The sequence below is a fragment of the Catenovulum sediminis genome (assembly GCF_007289895.1).
In the GTDB taxonomy this organism is placed as follows: domain Bacteria; phylum Pseudomonadota; class Gammaproteobacteria; order Enterobacterales; family Alteromonadaceae; genus Catenovulum; species Catenovulum sediminis.
The window spans coordinates 673,011-689,923 of record NZ_CP041660.1 but is presented as its reverse complement, the minus strand read 5'-3'; the positions used below and the strand labels follow the sequence as shown (position 1 = coordinate 689,923).

General features: G+C 41.8%; 15 protein-coding genes. 8 read left to right on the top strand and 7 right to left on the bottom strand.

Annotated elements, in window-relative coordinates; all coding sequences use genetic code 11:
• Positions 1 to 38: 38 nt before the first annotated feature.
• The 3 genes from FNT16_RS02715 to FNT16_RS02705 all read right to left on the bottom strand — a co-directional run bounded on the left by FNT16_RS02715 (position 39) and on the right by FNT16_RS02705 (position 3,106).
• Positions 39 to 1,244, bottom strand: a complete 1,206-nt coding sequence (locus FNT16_RS02715) for a pyridoxal-phosphate-dependent aminotransferase family protein (RefSeq protein ID WP_143870113.1) — start codon at positions 1,242 to 1,244, stop codon at positions 39 to 41.
• Between the two features lie 226 nt (positions 1,245 to 1,470).
• On the bottom strand, positions 1,471 to 2,523 hold the full coding sequence (locus tag FNT16_RS02710) for an aldo/keto reductase (protein ID WP_143870112.1): 1,053 nt from the start codon (positions 2,521 to 2,523) through the stop codon (positions 1,471 to 1,473).
• A 28-nt stretch (positions 2,524 to 2,551) separates the two neighbouring features.
• On the bottom strand, positions 2,552 to 3,106 hold the full coding sequence (locus tag FNT16_RS02705) for a YfaZ family outer membrane protein (RefSeq protein ID WP_246072315.1): 555 nt from the start codon (positions 3,104 to 3,106) through the stop codon (positions 2,552 to 2,554).
• Between the two features lie 192 nt (positions 3,107 to 3,298).
• On the opposite strand from FNT16_RS02705, the gene moaE reads away from it, so the two are divergent.
• The 3 genes from moaE to pyrE all read left to right on the top strand — a co-directional run bounded on the left by moaE (position 3,299) and on the right by pyrE (position 5,202).
• Positions 3,299 to 3,742 carry a molybdopterin synthase catalytic subunit MoaE gene (moaE, locus tag FNT16_RS02700; RefSeq protein ID WP_143870111.1) on the top strand — a complete coding sequence of 148 codons (444 nt, stop codon included), beginning with the start codon at positions 3,299 to 3,301 and terminating at the stop codon, positions 3,740 to 3,742.
• A gap of 87 nt (positions 3,743 to 3,829) precedes the next feature.
• Positions 3,830 to 4,543: a ribonuclease PH gene (gene rph, locus FNT16_RS02695; RefSeq protein WP_143870110.1), complete on the top strand. Its 714-nt coding sequence runs from the start codon at positions 3,830 to 3,832 to the stop codon at positions 4,541 to 4,543.
• 14 nt (positions 4,544 to 4,557) lie between these two features.
• On the top strand, positions 4,558 to 5,202 hold the full coding sequence (gene pyrE, locus FNT16_RS02690) for an orotate phosphoribosyltransferase (protein ID WP_143870109.1): 645 nt from the start codon (positions 4,558 to 4,560) through the stop codon (positions 5,200 to 5,202).
• On the opposite strand, the gene FNT16_RS02685 is transcribed toward pyrE, so the two are convergent.
• The 4 genes from FNT16_RS02685 to metK all read right to left on the bottom strand — a co-directional run bounded on the left by FNT16_RS02685 (position 5,199) and on the right by metK (position 8,950).
• Positions 5,199 to 6,209 carry a phospholipase A gene (locus FNT16_RS02685; RefSeq protein ID WP_143870108.1) on the bottom strand — a complete coding sequence of 337 codons (1,011 nt, stop codon included), beginning with the start codon at positions 6,207 to 6,209 and terminating at the stop codon, positions 5,199 to 5,201. The genes pyrE and FNT16_RS02685 overlap by 4 nt on opposite strands.
• 57 nt (positions 6,210 to 6,266) lie before the next feature.
• The gene (locus FNT16_RS02680) at positions 6,267 to 7,238 is read right to left on the bottom strand and encodes a putative metalloprotease CJM1_0395 family protein (protein WP_143870107.1); all 972 of its coding nucleotides are present in this window, start codon (positions 7,236 to 7,238) and stop codon (positions 6,267 to 6,269) included.
• A 23-nt stretch (positions 7,239 to 7,261) separates the two neighbouring features.
• Positions 7,262 to 7,558 (bottom strand): hypothetical protein, encoded by a 297-nt coding sequence (locus tag FNT16_RS02675; RefSeq protein WP_143870106.1) that lies wholly within the window; start codon positions 7,556 to 7,558, stop codon positions 7,262 to 7,264.
• A gap of 240 nt (positions 7,559 to 7,798) precedes the next feature.
• The gene (metK, locus tag FNT16_RS02670; protein ID WP_143870105.1) at positions 7,799 to 8,950 is read right to left on the bottom strand and encodes a methionine adenosyltransferase; all 1,152 of its coding nucleotides are present in this window, start codon (positions 8,948 to 8,950) and stop codon (positions 7,799 to 7,801) included.
• A 472-nt stretch (positions 8,951 to 9,422) separates the two neighbouring features.
• Here metK and tkt point away from each other — a divergent pair, with 472 nt between their 5' ends.
• From tkt to FNT16_RS02645, 5 genes are all read left to right on the top strand, one after another.
• Positions 9,423 to 11,417, top strand: a complete 1,995-nt coding sequence (gene tkt, locus FNT16_RS02665; protein WP_143870104.1) for a transketolase — start codon at positions 9,423 to 9,425, stop codon at positions 11,415 to 11,417.
• 67 nt (positions 11,418 to 11,484) lie between these two features.
• A complete protein-coding gene (gene epd, locus FNT16_RS02660; RefSeq protein WP_185976737.1) occupies positions 11,485 to 12,495 on the top strand; it encodes an erythrose-4-phosphate dehydrogenase in 1,011 nt (336 codons plus the stop codon).
• Between the two features lie 30 nt (positions 12,496 to 12,525).
• Entirely contained in the window at positions 12,526 to 13,704 is a 1,179-nt protein-coding gene (locus FNT16_RS02655) for a phosphoglycerate kinase (RefSeq protein WP_143870102.1), read from the top strand.
• Between the two features lie 205 nt (positions 13,705 to 13,909).
• On the top strand, positions 13,910 to 15,592 hold the full coding sequence (locus FNT16_RS02650; RefSeq protein ID WP_143870101.1) for an esterase-like activity of phytase family protein: 1,683 nt from the start codon (positions 13,910 to 13,912) through the stop codon (positions 15,590 to 15,592).
• 102 nt (positions 15,593 to 15,694) lie between these two features.
• Entirely contained in the window at positions 15,695 to 16,840 is a 1,146-nt protein-coding gene (locus tag FNT16_RS02645) for a DNA alkylation repair protein (RefSeq protein ID WP_143870100.1), read from the top strand.
• Positions 16,841 to 16,913 lie beyond the last annotated feature (73 nt).

Below are 16,913 nucleotides of genomic sequence, written 5' to 3'. Positions count from 1 at the left end.
AGAGACACCTAAAACTGCGTTATTCAGTTAGGTTTACGCTATTCAGCGTCACTCAAGTTATTTTGTAAACCGCGCTCTAATTCTGCCATGCCGGTCGGTAAGTCAACATTGCCACCGAGATCGCGGATCGCACACCCAAAAGCATGCAAGGTTCTAAATAAATGATGAGCACGGCTTTGTTCGCCCATTTGTCCAATTCTAACAATGTCTAAGCCAAAAGAACCGGCTATTTCGACTCGGTATCGGTTTGAAATATGTTGGCATAATGCATTTTGCGCTATGCCATTTGGCACCTGTATGCCAATAACCGAATTGAGTCGGGCTTGTGCCGGTACAAATAGTTTCAAACCCAGCGCTTCAATCCCTCTTTGTAACGCCAATGAACATCTTAAATGACGGGCAAAGCGGTTTTCTAAGGTTTCTTTACAGATAAGCGCTAATGCTTCGTGAATGGCTAAAATGCCCGATACAGGAGCCGTGTAGTGGTAAGAGCTTTGATGCCAGAATTTTTCTGCCAAACGCGCATCCAGACACCACTGTGGACAATCATTTGGTCGGCTGTGAATACGCTGATAGGCACGCTCAGAAAATGCGATCAGTGAAACACCCGGTATTGAAGAGAGTCCTTTTTGGCCGCCGGTTATAACAGCGTCAATTTTCCACTCGTCCATTTGCAGTGGCATGGTACTAAGTGTACAAACAGCATCTACAATCACGTAGCACTGATACTGACTTGCAAGTTCTGCAATTTCACGTAAGTTTTTATTACAAACGGTATTAGACGTTTCCCCTTGAACCAAGGTGATGACTTCCGGTTTATGCGTTTCAATATAAGATTTAATGCTTTCTAAGTCGGCTGTTTGTTGCTGTTCTACCTGATAAACCACAACATCCGCGCCTACCCGACGTGCCATTTCTGCCAATCGGCTGCTGAAAAAGCCATTACTGATACTTAAAACTTTAGTGTTTTGCCAAATTAAATTGGTGATCGCCATTTCCATTGCGGCAGAGCCCGGGCCTGCAACCCCCATGATCCATTTAGATTGAGTTTGAAACACATACCGCGACATTTGTTTAACTTGTTCGATAATCTTCGCCATGGTATCACCGAGGTGATTGATGACGATTGAATTTGCTTTTGCTACGCGTTCAGGGATAGGTACAGGACCTGCGCCCATCATGAGTAAAGGTTCTGTTGGTAAAATATTGTCTAAAGAGGTTAGTTCGGGCAATGGGATTTGCATATTAAGAAAATATTCCGAGTTTCAGATTTATGACAGCTGTATTTTGATTGTCGCGTAAATTTATCTAAATCGCTAGGGGCTGTTGATTATTTAGCTCGGTTTTTACTTCGACGTCTGTTTAATTGATCTTGCAGGTTGGCAGCTTAGTTGGCTAAACCTTCAAACCTGCAATGATTTTAAACGCCTTAGTTTGAATTTTTAAACTAATTGTTTGAGGTGTTGCTTTTTAAAACGGCGCGGGATAATTTTTTAATACGTCACTAATTTGTTGCAGTGTTTGCGCAGAAAGCTTGATATCAAAAGCGGCAATATCTTCAGCTAGCTGTGCCATAGAAGTCGCACCAATAATGGTTGAAGTTACCCCATCCACCTGATCGCACCAAGCTAACGCTAATTGCGCAGGAGTTATATTATTGGCTTTTGCTATTTCTAGGTATTGTGCAACCGCTTCATGTGTCGTTTGTGTATCTCTAAATAAACCATTGCGCTGAGCTTTACACCAACGGCTGCCTTCAGGTCGGGCGCCGTTTAGATATTTACCGGTTAACACGCCGCCTGCAAGTGGCGACCAAGGTAAAAAGGCAACGTCTTCATGAATACAGTTTTCGATTAAATAAGGCCAATCTTTAGTGTGCAGCAAACTAAACTCATTCTGAATTGAGGTTACGCGCGCCAGATTGTGCTCTTTACTCAGTTTAATATATTCGTTAATACCCCAAGGCGTATCGTCAGACAAACCAAAGTGGCGGATCTTACCTTGTTTAATGGCTTTATCCAGTGCTTGCAGAATGTCTAACATGCCAGCACGCTCTTGCTCTGCGTCAGCATCACTAAAACGGATAGTGCCGGGGTGGTGTTTACCAAAATGAGGAGAGGTGCGGTTTGGCCAATGCAATTGATACAAATCAATATAATCGGTTTGCAAGCGCTTTAACGACGCATCAATTGCCTGAGTTACCGTTTCGCCAGAAATATCAGCACCACCTCGAATGTAAGACAAGCCGGTGCCAGCTATTTTACTGGCCAGAATAATCTTGTCGCGCTTTTGCTGATTGTTTGCCAGCCAATTACCAATAATGGTTTCGGTAGAGCCATACGTATCGGCAGTCGGTGGAACGGCATACATTTCGGCGGTATCAATAAAGTTGATACCTTGCTCAAGTGCATACGCGATTTGTTGATCCGCATCTGATTGGTTGTTCTGTGTACCCCAAGTCATTGAGCCTAAGCATACTCTTGATACCGACAGTTCACTTGAGCCCAGTTTAGAATATTGCATGCACCTTCTCTCCTGCTAAATAATTTAACTAGAAACTAAATTCAAACCCCAGGTGGATACCTTTGTCTAAGATTAAATTTCTAGAGTCTTCAATATTGGTTTGTAAATAACGGTAGCCTGCGTAGACAGCACCATTTGGTAATAATTGATAATTTACACGCACGTTTAAGTCAGTTTGATAGTCTATATCGTCACTTGAAGTAATACCCGGTGCATAGAAAAACTCACCAATTAACGAAACTTCTTTCGCTGTTGGAATATTGTATTGCGCAAAGCCACCTAAAGCAAAAGCCTGCATGTTGTTATCGTACGCATCCGCATAATATAAACGTGCACCTAAACCCGCATTGATCTCTTTATATTGCTGCACGGGGCCAGCCATGACAGCGGTCGCAGCAAAGACATTTACATCATCATCTGTGCCCAAACCAGACAAAGACAAACGGACATCTGGGATCAGTCTTTCGGAGGTGATTTCAACTTTAAATGCATCATTGCTTAAATCAGCGGTTAATTGGTCGGCTGATAAGCTAAAACTCGCTAATAATGAAGTGACTGCTAATGCTGTATATTTAATATTCATATTGATTTCCTTTTTCAAGAAGTAATGCCGCGCATCATATAGGCAAAGCGTTATTAGTCAAACGACTGTTACTGTAACTTGTGATATTTAAAACAAAAATAAAATTCTCTTCGTCATCAACGGAATAAAATAAAGCCTGATGAATAGGTTATACTTATAAGGCTTTAGTATTACAGTTAAGTGGCGGTCTATATGATTAGGGTACAAACAGAAGATTTCAATATTGCAGATGAATATCAAAAATTAATTGATGATAATCAGAAAGATGGTGCTATCGTTTTTTTTGTCGGTATGGTGCGTGATTTTAATCAGAACGCAAACATCAAAGCACTGACATTAGAACATTATCCTGCAATGACTAACAAAACACTCGTTGAAATTGTCGATACAGCTAAGGCTCGTTGGCCATTAAGCCGGGTCTCAGTGGTGCACCGTGTTGGGCGTTTGCCATTAGGTGAGCAAATTGTATTTGTTGGCGTCACAAGTCAACATCGACAAGATGCTTTTGAAGGTGCGCAGTTTATTATGGATAAACTTAAAACAACCGCGCCATTTTGGAAAAAAGAAGAAACAGAACAGGGCACACACTGGGTTGAAGCCAAAGCAAGCGATGCAAAAGCCGCAGATTCCTGGTAAATCTAAATCAAATTGTTTAGCACTCATGCATCTTCGGTTAATTTGGGTATAATGTCGGCCTAAATTAGTGCATTACAGGAGAATTCCATGCGTCCAAGTGGCCGAACTGCGAGTCAAATCCGTCCTATCACAATTACCCGTAATTTTACCATGCATGCCGAAGGGTCAGTATTAATTGAATTCGGCGATACTAAAGTACTCTGTACAGCCTCTGTAACAGAAGGGGTGCCTCGTTTTATGAAGGGCAAAGGTGAAGGTTGGATAACGGCCGAATATGGCATGTTGCCTCGTTCTACACATACCCGATGTGATCGAGAAGCTGCGCGTGGCAAACAAGGTGGCCGAACACTTGAAATTCAACGTTTGATTGGTCGTGCATTACGAGCCGCGGTTGATTTAAAAGCATTGGGTGAAAACACCATTACATTAGATTGTGATGTTATTCAGGCCGATGGCGGCACGCGTACCGCATCTATTACCGGTGCTTGTGTGGCACTCGTCGATGCATTATCACATATGCGCAGCAAAGGCATTTTAAAAACAAACCCGCTTAAATACATGATTGCGGCGATTTCAGTGGGCGTATATAAAGGGCAAGTTATCGCTGATTTAGAATATCTTGAAGACTCAGTCGCTGAAACTGACATGAATGTTGTGATGTCTGAAAATGGCAAACTTATCGAAGTGCAAGGCACAGCAGAGGGTGAACCTTATAGCTTTGACGAGATGCAGGAAATGTTGGAATACGCGCGCTTGGCCACCAAAGAAATCTTTGATATTCAAAAAGCCGCTCTAGCTTAATAAGGGAACTGACGATGCAAGATTATAAAAAAGACTTTATTGAATTTGCTTTGTCTCGCGGTGTCCTTAAATTTGGTGAATTTACCCTGAAATCCGGTCGTACCAGTCCTTATTTCTTTAATGCAGGACTGTTTAAAACCGGTGGAGATTTAGCTAAGTTAGGTCGCTTTTATGCAGCTGCGTTAGCGCAAAGCGGTGTTGAGTTTGACGTGTTGTTTGGCCCCGCTTATAAAGGGATCCCAATTGCGTCAGCAACCAGCATCGCGCTGGCGGATCATTACGAAAAAGACGTGCCTTATTGTTTTAATCGTAAAGAGAAAAAAGATCACGGCGAAGGGGGGACTTTAGTCGGTTCCGATCTGATCGGCGACATAATGCTAGTCGATGATGTGATCACCGCTGGCACAGCGATTCGCGAGTCGATGCAAATTATTCAGGCGCAAGGTGCAAACCTGAAAGGCGTTTTGATTGCTTTAGATCGTCAAGAGCGTGGCAAAGCTGAGTTGTCAGCAATTCAAGAAGTTGAGCGAGATTTTAATACGCAGGTTATTTCAATTATTCAGCTTACCGATTTAATTGAATATTTGGCGCAACAACCCGGCAGCGAAACCGAATTGTCGAAAGTTGAAGCCTACCGTCAAGAGTATGGTATCGCTTAAAACCAGTCCGCTAATAAAAAGCCCAGGCTAATACGGTTCACCTTGTGATTGTAGTCTATCAATGACTCACCGTAGCCTGTGCTATATTGCACAAACCCTTTGAGTTGAGACGCAGGTAGCGGAAAACTCCAGTTCATTTCAAGATAGCCTTTATTTTCTTTTGCTCTAAGATTATTTCTGACTTTGCCGGACAAGGTATGCTTGCCAAGTTTATAGGCGGCAGATAGGTCAAAATAGCCCATGTAATAACTGGTTCTGCTGTCATGAATATTGAGTCGGTCGCCTGGTAAGCGTATCCAGGGACGAAATGCGACCAACCAGTTGTGATCACTGAAAGTGGCGTTAAAGACGATTCTATTCCAGCCAAGTGAGAAATGATTTGAGCGGCCATTAGACTGGTGATTAAAAGCCACACCAACTGAATCCAATGGTAAACCCAATAGGCTAGGCGATTCTTTGTCGTCAAAATCTAGTTGGTACATGATTTCAGGCTCGTAATTGTTTTCTCGAAATGGTTTTGACGCTCGGTTGTTGTACAACTGCCAAAATGAAAGTTGGGTATAGTTGATGCTTATTTGGTCACGCGGGGTAAAAAGAGAATTCAATATTGGAAGCTTAAAGCTGATTTGAAATTTAACTTCGGTTTCCGAGATGTCCAAGTTTTTTTTCGGACTATTAAACAATATATTTGGGTCAATATCGTTTTGGTTTGGATTGTAACTGAGCGGTAAAAAGTAGCTAGGGCGATAAGACTGAATAATAAAAGGCGAGTTTTGTGCCTGTGCTTCTATATCGCGGCGTTCACGTTGCAGTGATTTTTTTTGTGTTTTTACAGTTGAATGATGTGTATCGAAACATTGTAAGCGCGCTTCGTTTTGCGTAATTTGGCTACATTTTTGATAACTGCTGGTGTTCGCAGAATTGATTTTTTGCTGGCTAAAGCAGGTCGCGGAGAAAAGCGTAAACATGACGGCGTAAAAAGCGTTTACGCTGGAATTTAGTGGCATATAAACTGTCCAAAAGTGGAAAATACTCTTTACAGTTTATCACAAGATTGAATTTCTTCAGGCGTAGCGGGTAAATTGATTCCCGCTGGGAACACTGGTGGTATTGTAAAATTTCTGAATGCGTAGCGCTCGCGCGTTTACAGACTCATCCCGTGCTGAGATGCTTTGTGTATATTCGTCAATTTTAGCATTCATTGATAAAGTTTGTTTTGCTTCTACATTGGGCACAGCGCCATTAGCCCCTTGGATTTCCGGGTTGGCTGGATTGAAGATGTCTGCGACATTTGCTGAAGTAATTGTTGCACTAGACGATATACTTTCAATATTTTCTTTTTGTAGTTCGACACGTGCTTCTTGTGCTTTTTGCGAAGCTTCATTCGCGACGTTTCTATCTGCAGATGACGGCTCTGCTGGCGCAAGTGCAGCCCGTTTTACTTGCTCCATTTTCCGTATTGTTGCTTGCGGGTCGCCGTTAACAACCGAAACATCTATTTGCACTTCTCCCCCAACAGCATATTTTTTGCCATCCGGTCCTTGTTCGTATTCGTAGCTGGGTGCACTGGCGTACTGGCCACCAATTGATGCATGCGCTTGTTCATGCGTTTTAACTTCACGATCACGTGCTTGTAATTCGTCTATTTCTTTTTGTTCTTGCTCGCTAGGTTGCTGATTTTGCGCATCTTGCTGTTGGTTACTGCTATTTTGTTCAGCGTTGTCATCAGCATTATCACCAGTATTATCATCAGCTGTATCTTGTTCGCCAGCATTATCAGCATCGTTTTGCTGTTCGCCTTTATTTTCTTTATGTTCTATTTCCTGACGGGGAAATTCGTAAGTCAGTGGTTGTTGCAGGCCTCGAGCTTGAGCCCGTTCGCGCTCAGAACCGACTCCTGATTCATTCGCTTGTTGCTCTGTTTCACCGGTTTGTGTAATCAGTTCACGTGACAGCGCCTCTTTGCGCGCCGCTTCGGTTTGCGGGTTGGCAAAGTTCAAGTTTAAGTTGATTGGAAACTGCGTCACTATATTCATGGTTTTAACTTTTAGTTGTCTGATTACACTTTAATGTCAATCAAACTCCCCAACACCTCATTCTCGGTTTCCAGTGCTTTGATGTTTGCACTGGCCAGATTTCTGTTTTCTAGTAGGCCCGTTAAATCATCTGTTATGCTGGTTTTAGGTTCTACCTGGTTTGCCTGCGAATTTTGTTGTGCGGGCGCTTGTCCTGATGTTTGTGCCGGAGTTTGTTCAGGCAAACTCTTGCTGGCGATGTCAGCTGAGTTCTGCGTAATGCCCTGACTGCTTTTTTGCAAGCCATATAAACTGGTGTTGAGCGCTGAACTAATATCCATACAAACCTCATTGGACATAAATCTAAATAATGTTTAATTATTAACCAAAATGGCGTTTTTGGGAAGGGCAGGTGGCAATTATTTGCCGCTTTTGGCAAATTTATCGGCTCTCGACAGCGCTCAACCAGCAGACACTAAAAAAGGCGCGTAAAAACGCACCTTTTTGTGTGGTAAGTGGTGTTATCAGCAGCACGGGCTTTTAAATACTAAGCGATGCTCGCCAAAAACAAACCATACTCATTACAGACCGGCTGCGTCTTTTAATGCAGCGGCTTTATCTGTTGCTTCCCATGGAAACTCTTCTCGTCCAAAGTGACCGTAAGCCGCAGTTGCTTGATAAATTGGGCGCTCTAGATCTAACATTTTAATTAAACCATAAGGGCGTAAATCAAAATGCTCACGGGCCAGTTCAACCAAACGTGCTTCTTCTACTTTGCCTGTGCCAAAAGTTTCGATACTGATGGAAGTTGGCTCAGCCACACCAATTGCATAAGAAACCTGAATTTCGCAGCGGTCAGCTAAGCCAGCGGCAACAATGTTTTTGGCAACATAACGGCCCGCGTATGCTGCGCTGCGGTCAACTTTTGATGGATCTTTACCCGAAAATGCACCACCACCGTGACGTGCCATACCGCCGTAAGTATCAACAATAATCTTACGACCCGTTAAACCACAGTCACCCATAGGCCCACCAATCACGAAACGACCGGTTGGATTGATAAAATATTTGGTTTCTTTGTTTAACCATTCAGCTGGCAATATCGGCTTAATGATTTCTTCCATCACCGCTTCACGCAGTGCTTCAGTTGATATGCTATCGCAATGTTGCGTTGACAATACAACCGCATCAACACCAACCGGTCTGCCATTTTCATAGGCAAAAGTGACCTGGCTTTTTGCATCAGGGCGTAACCAAGGAAGCGTTCCGTTTTTACGAACTTGTGCTTGGCGTTTAACCAAACGGTGCGCGTAAGTAATAGGCGCAGGCATTAATACTTCCGTTTCGTTGCTTGCATAACCAAACATTAAACCCTGGTCGCCGGCACCTTGTTCTTCTGGGCGAGCTCGGTCAACACCTTGATTAATATCAGGAGACTGTTTACCAATGGTATTTAAAATGGCACAAGAGTCAGCATCAAAACCCATATCTGAGTGGGTGTAACCTATTTCACGTACGGTTTTACGTGTTAAGTCTTCAATATCAACCCAAGCGCTGGTTGTGATTTCACCCCCAACCATCACCATCCCTGTTTTAACATACGTTTCGCACGCCACACGGGCGTGTGGGTCTTGCTCTAAAATAGCATCTAATACAGCATCAGAAATTTGATCCGCAATTTTATCCGGATGACCTTCTGAAACTGACTCAGAGGTAAAAACGTGTTTTGCCATTTTACTGACTCCTAATAAAAAATTGTCTGATTATTCGCCACAGCGAAAATGTTGGCTAAGTTTAGACGGATTTTTTAAATTTGCAAGTCTTTACGTCTAGACGTCTAAACATCCAAAAGCACAGTCTAGTTTAGCAGTTGCGCATGTATTTGACTTGTTATAAAGTATTACTATTTGGTGCGCTTCTTTTTACAGCTTTAAAATAGTGTTATTCCAGAGTCATTATTCATGTTTTTGATTCTGCGAATACAAAATTTGCTCATTAAGCTGAAAAGTCGATATTTTTAGCCCGTATGTCACATTTATAATTTAATATGCTGGCTATAAGTGATAAAAATTTGCACTTGTTACAGTGCTGGTAGAAAATACCCGCCGGTTTTATTGTACCAGTGGTAATCCACCCGCACATTTTCTGGTACATCTATTAATTCGATGCTCAAATACATATTTAAGGTTATCTTAAGGAGTCAAAATGCCGTCACGCAAAGAACTTGCTAACGCTATTCGTGTACTAAGTATGGATGCAGTACAAAAAGCTAAGTCAGGTCACCCAGGCGCCCCTATGGGTATGGCAGATATTGCCCAAGTATTGTGGTGTGATTTTCTGAACCACAATCCAAACAACACAAAGTGGTCTGACCGCGATCGTTTCATTTTATCAAACGGTCATGGCTCTATGTTGATTTATTCATTATTGCATTTGTCAGGTTACAATCTGCCAATTGAGCAATTAAAGCAATTCCGCCAATTACACTCGCAAACGCCAGGTCACCCTGAATATGGTTACACAGACGGTGTTGAAACAACGACGGGTCCTTTAGGCGCTGGTATTTCAAATGCAGTTGGTTTTGCAATTGCAGAAAAAACCTTGGCTGCACAATTTAACCGTGAAGGCCATGACATCGTAGACCATTACACCTATTGTTTCTTAGGTGATGGCTGTTTGATGGAAGGTATCTCTCACGAAGCATGTTCTTTAGCGGGTACTTTAGGGTTAGGTAAGTTAATCGCATTTTGGGATGACAACGGTATTTCTATCGATGGTCATGTTGAAGGTTGGTTTACGGATGATACACCTAAGCGCTTTGAATCATATGGCTGGCATGTAATCGCTGGTGTTGACGGACATGATCCTGAAGCTATTTCAGCGGCAATCAAAGAAGCACAATCTGTGACTGATAAACCGACTATGATTTGTTGTAAAACAATCATTGGTTTAGGGTCTCCAAATAAATCAGGTAGCCATGACTGTCACGGTGCACCATTAGGTGACGAAGAAATCGCAGCAGCACGTGAATTCTTAAGCTGGCCACATGCGCCTTTTGAAATCCCTTCAGAAGTCTATGCAGGATGGGATGCTAAAGAAACCGGTAATGCAAAAGAAGCAGCTTGGAATGCTAAATTTGAAGCTTACAAAGCAGCATACCCAGAATTAGCAGCTGAATATGAGCGCCGTGTGATTAAAGGTGAATTACCTGCAGAGTTTGCTGCTAAAGCAGAAGCTTTCATTGCTGAAACTCAAGCTAAAGGTGATAAAATTGCTTCACGTAAAGCTTCACAAAATACGATTGAAGCATTTGGTAAAATATTACCAGAATTGTTAGGTGGTTCAGCTGACTTAGCCGGTTCTAACCTAACTTTATGGTCTGGTTCTAAAGGCATTCAAGACGATCCTGCCGGTAACTACATCCACTATGGTGTACGTGAGTTCGGTATGTCTGGCATTATGAACGGTATTTCTTTACACGGTGGTTTTATTAACTACGGTGCTACTTTCATGATGTTTATGGAATACGCACGTAATGCGGTTCGTATGTCTGCGTTAATGGGTATTCAGAATATTTTTGTCTATACGCACGATTCAATTGGTCAGGGTGAAGATGGTCCAACTCACCAACCAGTAGAGCAAGTTGCTAACTTACGTATGACACCTAATATGTCAACTTGGCGCCCTGCGGATGCAACTGAATCAGCAACCGCATGGAAAGTTGCAGTTGAGCGTCAAAACGCACCGACAGCATTGGTATTCAGCCGTCAAGGTTTACCTGCGTTAGAGCGTAATGCAGAGCAAGTAGCAAATATTCAAAAAGGTGGTTATGTATTAGTTGATACTGACGGTACACCTGATGCTATTTTAATCGCAACAGGCTCTGAAGTTTCATTGGCTGTTGATTCTGCAAAAGCATTGACTGAACAAGGTATTAAAACTCGCGTCGTTTCTATGCCTTCTACAGATACCTTCGATGCACAATCTGCAGAATATAAAGAGTCTGTACTACCGGCTGCGGTTACTAAACGTGTTGCAATTGAAGCTGCACATGCTGATTACTGGTATAAGTATGTTGGCATGAATGGTGGTTTTGTATGTATGACAACATTTGGTGAATCTGCACCGGGTGGTGACTTGTTCAAACACTTCGGCTTCACAGTTGAAAATGTTGTAGATACAGTGAAAAAATTAGGCTAATCACTAGCACTAGTGTTTAATAAAAGGCAGACTTAGGTCTGCCTTTTTTGCTCATGGAGATTCAATTATAATTCGCATTGCTATAAATGGTTTTGGGCGTATTGGTCGTAGTGTCGTTCGCGCGATATACGAATATGGCCTACAGGACGAGTTTAAAGTTGTTGCTATTAATGAATTAGCCAGCCCAGAAGCTGTTCTGCACCTGCTCAAATATGACACTTCACATGGCCGCTTTAAAACAGAAGTGAATTTACAAAATGGTCGCTTAAAAATTGCCGACCAGTGGATTCATTTATTGCAAGAATCAAGTCTGGCCCATTTACCTTGGGATAATATGGGCGTTGATGTCGTCTTTGAGTGTACTGGTAAAGTGCAAGGCTTTGAAGATGCGTTTGTTCATATACGTCAAGGTGCCAAAAAAGTATTGTTGTCACATCCGGGTGATACTAATATGGATGCAACAATCGTATATGGGGTGAATCATGATACTTTACGTGCACGTGATCGCATCGTATCGGCCGCATCCTGTACAACCAATGGCTGTGTACCTGTAATTGATATCCTAGACAAAGCATATGGTATAGAAAGTGGCACTGTTACCACGATCCACTCTTCAATGAATGATCAACCTGTCATAGACTCATTTCATGAAGATTTACGGCGTACCAGAGCTGCGAGTCAGTCTATTATTCCGGTCGATACGCGATTAGCCGCAGGTATTGAACGAATATTGCCAAAATTCCAAGGCCGTTTTGAAGCAATTTCAGTGCGCGTGCCAACGGTTAACGTGACCGCACTGGTATTGAGCTTAGCGATGGAAAAAGAAGTTCGTATTAATGATGTGAATAAAGTCGTCAAAGAAGCGGCAGCAGGAAAACTCAAAGGGGTATTGGATTATACCGAAGCGCCTTTGGTTTCAATAGATTTTAATCACGACCCACATTCTTGCATTTTGGACGGTACACAAACTCGGGTCAGCCATAATAAGCTGGTAAAAGTACTGGTCTGGTGTGACAACGAATGGGGTTACGCAAATAGAATGTTAGATACTTGCCGCGAGATGTTTGCGGCGCAATAAAGATTTTTTAATTTAATTGGAGACACGCTTATGTCAGTAATCAAAATGTCTGACTTGGACTTACAAGGTAAAAAAGTATTAATCCGTGAAGATTTAAACGTGCCATTGGATGATGATGGAAAAATCACATCAACTGTGCGTGTAGACGCAGCAATTCCAACTATCAAACTGGCATTAGAAAAAGGCGCCGCTGTATTGGTGATGTCTCACTTAGGTCGTCCAACAGAAGGTCAATACGAAGACAAGTATTCATTGGCGCCAGCCGTTGAATATATTGCTGAAAAATTAGATGCACCAGTGCGTTTAGAAAAAGATTATTTAGATGGTGTTGAAGCAAAAGCCGGTGAAGTGATCATTTTAGAAAATGTGCGTTTCAACGAAGGTGAAAAAGCAGATGACGAAACACTCGCTAAAAAATTAGCGGCATTATGTGATGTTTTTGTCATGGATGCATTTGGTACAGCACACCGCGCGCAAGCCTCTACTCATGGTGTTGCTAAATTTGCACCGGTTGCTGCCGCAGGTCCATTATTGGTGAATGAATTAGACGCATTAGGTAAAGCTTTAGGTAAGCCAGAGCGTCCGGTTGTCGCTATTGTCGGTGGTTCTAAAGTATCTTCAAAGTTAGCGGTTTTAGAAGCATTTTCTAAAATTGTTGATGTATTGATTGTCGGTGGTGGTATCTCAAATACTTTTGTTGCATCAGCGGGTCATGAAGTCGGTAACTCTTTATATGAAGAAGACTTAATTCCAGAAGCTCAGCGTTTACGTGCAACAACAGAAGTTATTTTTGCAACAGATGTACGCACGACAAAAGAAGGGTTTAGTGATTGGAGCCATACTTCAAAAACTGAAACCAAAAAAGTGAATGAAATTCAGGCAGACGAAGAAATTATCGATTATGGTCCAGAGTCAGCAGCCAAGGCAGCTGAAATCATCAAATCAGCAAAAACGGTAATTTGGAATGGTCCTTGTGGTGTATTCGAATTTGATGCGTTTGCTAAAGGTACTGAAGTCGTTGCTCGCGCAATTGCAGAAAGTGAAGCCTTCTCTATTGCCGGTGGTGGTGATACTTTGGCTGCTATCGACAAATGGGATTTAGCAGACAAAATTTCTTATGTATCAACAGGTGGCGGTGCATTCTTAGAGTTTGTTGAAGGTAAAGAATTACCTGCAGTTAAAATCTTAGAAGAAAGAGCTAAAGCTTAATCTACAGCTAAATCTATAGTTAAATCTATAGTTAAATCTATAGATTTAGCTACCGTACGAAGCTAGCACGCTAGCAAAATAAAAAACCTCGGCTTGCCGGGGTTTTTTATTTTGTGAAATCTATCTTGATTTAATTTTCACCTAACTTTGATAAGCCTTTGTTTAATCTGCATCTGATTTTTCAAATGAATAAGGATTATAGGTTATGAATATTAAAAAGACAGATGTTGCTCGGGTACAATTATCCATGTTATCGGCAGGATTCTTATGTATATCTTTGTTATCCGCTTGTGGTAGTGATAGCAACAATACAGCAAATACGGAACGTGTAACTGCATCACAACAAAAGGTTACAGCAAAGCGTTCAGCGCAGGATATTGAACTCGAAAGTTTGGATAACCAAAGGTCGCTTGTCGAAAACTTTCCGATATCAGCGTACATTACCTATCCGGATAATCAAATCAAACTGACGGCTATCACGAGCATTAGTACCAATTGGCCGCGCTTTAACGTTTATCAAGCAGAGCATGCTCATGGATATATTGATGCCGCTTCAGAAGAAATGTTTTATCACGCCGCAGAGCAAACTAATCAGCAAATTAAACAGCACAAAATCAAAGCGCTTGATATTGAACAAACAGATGAAGCGATCTGGTTTGTTGAAGGGGGTGAAACAATACACCAACTCAATGTACAAACTGAGCAAACAGAAGTTTGGCAGTTTGCCACTGCCCGTCATTTTACGGAACTAGCTTTACAGGATGACGGGCAAAATTTAGTGTGGTTGTACGATCAAAAACAACATGAAATTCTTCGCCTCAACATATCAACCTCAGAAGCAACCGCATTTTCAATTGCAAAAGATATCGTTATTAATGGGCTGAGTTACTGGCAAGATCAGCTATATATTCTGGTGAACGAACAGCAAAATGATTTTGTCGTTGAATTATCTGTCGATGAACAGCATGTCCTTTATCAGCAATCATGGAAGTTAGAAGGTTTTAGTGGCAAACAATTTACCGATATGACTCTGCTGCCCGATGGTAATATTGTTGTCAGCATGGATGGCTCAGACGGTAATTTAGTTCAGGTTAGCGATAAATCAGAAACCTTGGGAGATGGACCGATCGAGCAAAGCGCTGAGCTTGAGCTTGAAAACAAGATTGCGCTGGATACTCGTATCGCACAGCCATCAGGGTTATGGCCAAAGGCAGATGATGGATGGATGTTGGTCACGGACAAAGCCGAAGTCTTTGTGCTAGATGCTGCATTTAGCGTGACTGAACAAATTGATTTTACGTTTTCCAGTTTCAACTGTAATCAAGGTTGTACCGAAGGTGTCGTTACAACGCATGATGGTTTTATCGTGTTAGCCGACCAAGGTTTGATAGGGCATTTTAGCTTAACGTCAGGTCAAGCTGAATTGATTGCTGAATATCAAATAGATTTGTTGAATAATGAAGGAGAACATTACGGTTATGCAGGTATTGCGCATAATCCTAGCAGTGGGAATTATTATTTATTAACGGACGGAAATGCTGCAGATGAAGTCGATCTTTTACTCACATTAAATGCTGACTTTAGCCTGCAAAGCCAACAACAAGTCGAATATCAGGGCGATGTTGAAGATAGTATTTATAGCTATGATGCACAAGGCATTGCATACTATGGTGGCTATTTATACGCTATCTCAGAGCAATTTACTAAGCTGTTAAAATTAAACCTAAACGGTGAAATACTCACGGTTTTTGAGTTAGATCACGAACTCTTAGCCTACCCAAGCGATATTGCGATTAAGGATGATAAAGTATACCTAATTGGCGATCATGAAAATGATGAAGCGTTACCGCCAGTGCATATTTTTGCATTACCGGATTCATCATTGTGAAAATTTAAATCTTCAGTAGAGCAGTTGGCTGTTTGTGTTTGAGTGCTGACTGTTTTACATTGCAATTAATGTGCTAATCATAAAACAAGGCAGTGCTTCACAGTGGAACCTTTTAAAAACGTTTTTAATATTAAGCTAATAGAGCAATTGGCGAGACAAATTAAGCGCCAGGATGAAAATTTTAATGAAGCAGGCTTTGTTTCAATCGCGGCGCATAATTTAGAGCGCTTAGAGCTTAAACAGCGCAGCCAACAAATTTACCAAGCTCTACTCCAAACACTACCGGATGATTATCCAACAGCTTGTCAGATACTGCTGAACACGCTTGCGCCAGTTGACGAAACATCAGAAGAAATTCACTTTACTACCGCCGATAATGGCATGCGCGGCTGGGCGATTATGCCAATGGCCGATTTTGTTGCACTCAAAGGTTTAGATAACATCGAATATGCACTCAGCGTGCTTAGAGAAATGACCAAACGTTTTAGTGCAGAGTTCGCAATACGCTATTTAATTGAAAAAAATCCGACAAAAGTACTGGATGTTTTAGATGTTTGGCTGCAAAACGACACCTCGCAAATAAACACGCATGTTAGGCGGTTAATCTCAGAAGGCACAAGACCTCGTTTGCCTTGGGGGATCCGCTTAAGTTGTTTTATTACCCAACCAGAACTCACTCTAACACTGTTAGAAAAATTAAAAGATGATCCCAGTGAATATGTCAGGCGCTCTGTTGCGAATCATTTAAATGATATCAGCAAAGATCACCCAGATTTGGTCATCAAGGTGATGCAAAGTTGGATGAAGGATGCAAATGCAGATAGACAAAAACTCATTAAACACGCGGCTCGAAGTTTAATTAAAAATGGCTATCAACCCGCGTTGAGGGTATTCGGCTATGCACAACCTATAGAGCTGAGTTGCCAACTCAAACTAGCGACAGAAAATGTGCAAGTGGGGCAGTCGTTAGCGATAGAAATAATCGTGAGTTCAGCTTTTTCTGAGCGACAGAATTTGATCATTGATTATTTAGTTTACCATCAAAAAGCGAATGGGCAGTTAAGCGCTAAAGTGTTTAAGTGGAAAACACTGACTATCAAAAAAAATGAGACAATAACGCTCAACCGAAAACACTCATTTAAACCCGTGACGACACGAAAATACTATGCCGGACAGCATCAAATCGAAATACAAATTAACGGATCTGGTATGGCAAAAAAATCGTTTAATCTGCTCAATTTATCGTGAGAAAAATCGCAAAAAAGTTTTGTTTGGAAATGTTGCTACTAACAGGCGATAATCAATGTATAAGACGATATGA

Bases quoted from the DNA above. Each gene is read 5' to 3' on its own strand.
- FNT16_RS02715 (WP_143870113.1), bottom strand. From the start codon at position 1,244: ATGCAAATCCCATTGCCCGAACTAACCTCTTTAGACAATATTTTACCA.
- FNT16_RS02710 (WP_143870112.1), bottom strand. From the start codon at position 2,523: ATGCAATATTCTAAACTGGGCTCAAGTGAACTGTCGGTATCAAGAGTA.
- FNT16_RS02705 (WP_246072315.1), bottom strand. From the start codon at position 3,106: ATGAATATTAAATATACAGCATTAGCAGTCACTTCATTATTAGCGAGT.
- moaE (WP_143870111.1), top strand. From the start codon at position 3,299: ATGATTAGGGTACAAACAGAAGATTTCAATATTGCAGATGAATATCAA.
- rph (WP_143870110.1), top strand. From the start codon at position 3,830: ATGCGTCCAAGTGGCCGAACTGCGAGTCAAATCCGTCCTATCACAATT.
- pyrE (WP_143870109.1), top strand. From the start codon at position 4,558: ATGCAAGATTATAAAAAAGACTTTATTGAATTTGCTTTGTCTCGCGGT.
- FNT16_RS02685 (WP_143870108.1), bottom strand. From the start codon at position 6,209: ATGCCACTAAATTCCAGCGTAAACGCTTTTTACGCCGTCATGTTTACG.
- FNT16_RS02680 (WP_143870107.1), bottom strand. From the start codon at position 7,238: ATGAATATAGTGACGCAGTTTCCAATCAACTTAAACTTGAACTTTGCC.
- FNT16_RS02675 (WP_143870106.1), bottom strand. From the start codon at position 7,558: ATGGATATTAGTTCAGCGCTCAACACCAGTTTATATGGCTTGCAAAAA.
- metK (WP_143870105.1), bottom strand. From the start codon at position 8,950: ATGGCAAAACACGTTTTTACCTCTGAGTCAGTTTCAGAAGGTCATCCG.
- tkt (WP_143870104.1), top strand. From the start codon at position 9,423: ATGCCGTCACGCAAAGAACTTGCTAACGCTATTCGTGTACTAAGTATG.
- FNT16_RS02655 (WP_143870102.1), top strand. From the start codon at position 12,526: ATGTCAGTAATCAAAATGTCTGACTTGGACTTACAAGGTAAAAAAGTA.
- FNT16_RS02650 (WP_143870101.1), top strand. From the start codon at position 13,910: ATGAATATTAAAAAGACAGATGTTGCTCGGGTACAATTATCCATGTTA.